The following is a 3,963-nucleotide window of genomic DNA, read 5'->3' as shown; positions in this document are numbered from 1 at the left end:
CACCGCAGCAGCATGCCGCACCAGCCCAAGCAACGTGAGCCCCGAGGTCGGCACGGCCTGCCGCTTGAGCTGCGCCGTGCCCGCCCTGCTGGACGACGGCCGCGGCGGCCACGTCACCCCGGTACGCGGTGAACCAGCCGTTGGGCTTCTTCTGCCCGTCCACCTCGGCCGAACCCGTCTTCGCCCCGATGTCACCGGTCAGCCCCGACATCGCCTGCGCGCCGGTGCCGGACGTCGCCGTCAGCTTCATCAGCGACTTGAGCTGCCGCATCGTGTCCGGCTTCATCGACCGCGGCGCCTTGGCCAGCGTCCGGCCGTCCAGGCCGGGGGCGACCAGGTGCGGCTGGCGGAACGTGCCGGTGCTGGCCGTCGCCGACACCGAAGCCATCGTCAGCGGGTTCATCCGCACCCCGCCCTGGCCGATCAGCGAAGCCGCCTTGCTCGCGTCCTGCTGCACGGGCACCGCGCCGTCGAAGGTGGGCACGCCTGCCTGCCAGTTCAGACCGAGCCCGAAGACGTCGCGGGCCTCCTTGGTCAGCGCGTCGTCCGACAGCTTCGACGCCTGCGTGATGAAGGCCGTGTTGCAGGACCGCGCGAAGCTCTGGTCGAAGGTGCCGCCCTTTATCTCGAACTCGTCGAGGTTCTGGAACTTCCACCCCCCGTACGAGGAGAACTTCGGGCACGGGTGTTCCTTGCCGACCTTCGCCAGCCCCTCGTCGATGAGCAGCGAGGACGAGACGACCTTCATGGTGGAGCCGGGCGCCAGGGAACCCTGGAGCGCGACGTTGAACCCCTCGGCCGGCGAGTTGGCGAACGCCAACACCTCACCCGTACTCGGCTTCAGCACCACCGCCGACGACTTCGGCTTCTTCGCCACCTGCTGCTCGGCGACCCGCTGGAGCCCGGCGTCCAGCGTCGTCCGCAGCGTCCCCGGCTTCCCCTGCGCGAGCACCTTCAGCGTCTCGTCCGGCGTCTTGCCCGCCCGGTCGATGTACAGCTCCACGCTGGAGGTGCCGCCGGCCTTCGCCCCGTACTTGTCGCGCAGCCCGGCCAGCACGGCCTTCAGCGTCGGGTGCTCGTCGGGCAGGAGTTCCTTGCCGTTGCGGTCAACGGCCTTGATCGGCGGCTTCTTCGCGGGCCCCACCTGGAGCTTGTCGCCGGGTTGCAGCTTCGGGAAGAGCACCGCAGGCTTCCAGTCGACCAGCACCTTGCCGGTCTCCGCGTCCCGCTTGACCGTCAGCGCCGAGTCGTACGTCCAGGTCGTCGCCACCCCCTTGTGCGCGACCTGCGCGCTGACGCCGAACGGCACCTTCCCGTCGGCCGGGGTCGCGCCGCCGTCCGCCGCACCGTCCGCTGCCGTGCCGCTCGCCGCCGTGCCGTCCGCAGTGCCGTTTGCCGCCGCACCGTTCGCCGTCGTGCCGCCCGGCGTCTTCGGCGTCAGCCTGACCTGCTGCACGCCCGCCTTCTTGCGGTAGTCGGTCAGGGCGGCGCGGGCCGCCCGCTCGTCGGTGGTGAGCGCCGCGGCCTTCGTGGCGTCCCCCGCGGACCAGGCCGCGAAGAAGTCCCCCGAGGTGGCCGCTATCTCCTCGGTACTCGGCGGCCCGGTCTTCACCGGAGCGGCCTTCTTGCTCGTTCTGTTCGTCTGTGCGCTCGTGACCGTTTCGTCGTTTGACGAGCCGTCGTCCGAAACCAGGCTGTACGCGCCGTACCCGGCCGCACCCACCACCGCAACGATGACCCCACCGACGACGGTGGCCTTGGCACCACTCCGCATTCGAGAACCCCCACAGTTACTCAGACCCCTCATCAGTTGCTGAAGGGGGCGGCGCCGGGCACTCTACCGGCACTCTTCGTACGCCTTTGCCCGCCCTCCGTGGCGCCTGGGTGGGTCGTTACGGTGCGGGCGGGTGGGCCGGGACCGGGCTGGGCCCCTCGTGGGCGCGGCCGGACCAACCCCGCGCACGCGGGGACCACGGGCACATGGCGCTGCTGCGCAACCTGCGCAACGGACCACCCCCGCTCGCGCGGGGAACTCCACCGGGTCCAGCTAGATCCACGTATCCAGCCACATCCGGTCCCGCCACGAATCCAGCGGGATCGGCTGCCCGGTGTAAATGGGGAAAAAGTAAATGAAGTTCCACACGATGAGCAGGACCAGCGCGCCCGTGGTGGCCACGCCGACCACGCGGCGGCGTTCGCTCGCGCCCTGCGGGCCGAGGACCGCGCCCAGCAGCATCGCCACCGCCAGGCACAGGAACGGGACGAAGACCACCGCGTAGAAGGAGAAGATCGTGCGGTCCTGGTAGGCGAACCAGGGCAGCAGACCGGCGCCCGTGCCGCACAGGATGGCGCCGGCGCGCCAGTCGCGGCGCAGGGCCCAGCGGTAGAGCAGGTAGAGGAGGGCGAAGCAGGCCGTCCACCACAGCAGCGGGGTGCCGAGGGCCAGCACCTCGCGGGCACACTTGCCCGCGGCGTCGGCGGGGCAGCCGTCCTCGCCCGGCTTGGGCGACTCGTAGAAGTAGGAGACCGGGCGCGACTGGACCAGCCAACTCCACGGGTTGGACTGGTAGGTGTGCGGCGCGTCCAGGCCCACGTGGAAGTCGTAGACCTCCTTCTCGTAGTGCCACAGGCTGCGCAGCGGGTTGAGCAGCCAGGCGAACGCGCCGTCCGACGAGTGGCCGCCGTCGGTCTCGGCCCAGTGCCGGAAGTAGCCGCTGCGCCGCCAGCCGAGTTCCTCGGAGAAGCTGCCGCTGGCGCGGAACCAGCCGGTCCAGGAGGCGACGTAGGTGGCGAGCGCGACCGGCACGGTGGCCAGGAACGCCCACGGCACGTCGCGGCGCAGGGCCGTGCGGTACGGGTGCCAGGCGCCGGCGATGCGTCGTGCGCCCACGTCCCAGACGACCGTCATCAGGCCGAACGCGGCCAGCACGTACAGGCCGTTCCACTTGGTGCCGCAGGCGAGGCCGAGGCAGACGCCGGCGGCGATGCGCCAGGGGCGCCAGCCGAGGCCGAGCCGTTCGGCGATGGCGGCATCGGGCCTGGCCAGGCCGTCGGAGCCGACCGGCAGCGCCGCGGCGAGGCGGGCCCTGGCCTGGTCCCGGTCGACCAGCAGGGCGCCGAACGCGGCCAGGATGAAGAACATCAGGACCAGGTCGAGCAGGGCGGTGCGGCTCATCACGAAGTGCAGCCCGTCCACCGCGAGCAACCCGCCCGCCAGGCAGCCGAGGATCGTGGAGCGGAACAACCGGCGGCCGATGCGACACAGCATCAGCACCGAGAGCGTGCCGAGCAGCGCCACCATGAAGCGCCAGCCGAAGGGTTCGAGGCCGAAGAACTTCTCGCCCAGCGCGATGACCCACTTGCCGACCGGCGGGTGCACCACGTACGAGGGCGCCTCGCTGAGCGCGATCTGTTGCGGGGTCTCCAGGAGCTTGCCGTTGGCGTCCTTGGACCAGGTGCCCTCGTACCCGTACTGGAGCAGTGACCAGGCGTCCTTGGCGTAGTACGTCTCGTCGAATATCACCGCGTTCGGGCTGCCGAGGCGCCAGAACCTGAGCAGCCCGGCGAACAGCGCGACCAGCAGCGGCCCCCCCCAGCCCGCCCAGCGGGCCAGCCGGGCCGCGGTCACGGGGCCGAGGCCGAGCGCCGTCCACAGCCGGGTGCCCGGCTCGGGGAACGGCGGGGCCAGCCGGTCACGGACGTCGGTCCGCGCCCGGCCCTGATAGCCGAATCGGCGCAGCCTGAGCTGCCAGGGCAGCGGCTGTTCGTCGGCGGCTCGGCCCTCTCGGGCTCCGGTCGCGGTGTCAATCGTCACCGCGCCATCGTAGGGAACGTCCCCGGGCCAGTCGTGGGTGCGGCGTCCACGGGCCGTGTCCGGTGGGTTGTGGGGGCGGGGTTACGGGCGTCCCGCGGGGGTTGGCTGACGGGCGTCCCGCGGGCGGCGCGGGGGGGGGCGGGGGTGTG

2 protein-coding genes are annotated in these 3,963 nt (G+C 71.7%); both read right to left on the bottom strand.

Annotation, left to right across the window (positions count from 1 at the left end):
- A partial coding sequence (locus AAHZ94_RS29795; RefSeq protein WP_349996816.1) for a penicillin-binding transpeptidase domain-containing protein occupies positions 1 to 1,774 on the bottom strand: 1,774 nt, incomplete at its 3' end.
- A 273-nt stretch (positions 1,775 to 2,047) separates the two neighbouring features.
- Entirely contained in the window at positions 2,048 to 3,814 is a 1,767-nt protein-coding gene (locus AAHZ94_RS29790; RefSeq protein ID WP_349996815.1) for a dolichyl-phosphate-mannose--protein mannosyltransferase, read from the bottom strand.
- Positions 3,815 to 3,963 lie beyond the last annotated feature (149 nt).

Origin of the sequence: Streptomyces sp. HSW2009, assembly GCF_040240285.1 — a bacterium.
In the GTDB taxonomy this organism is placed as follows: domain Bacteria; phylum Actinomycetota; class Actinomycetes; order Streptomycetales; family Streptomycetaceae; genus Streptomyces.
This window is presented reverse-complemented; position numbering and strand designations above follow the sequence as displayed.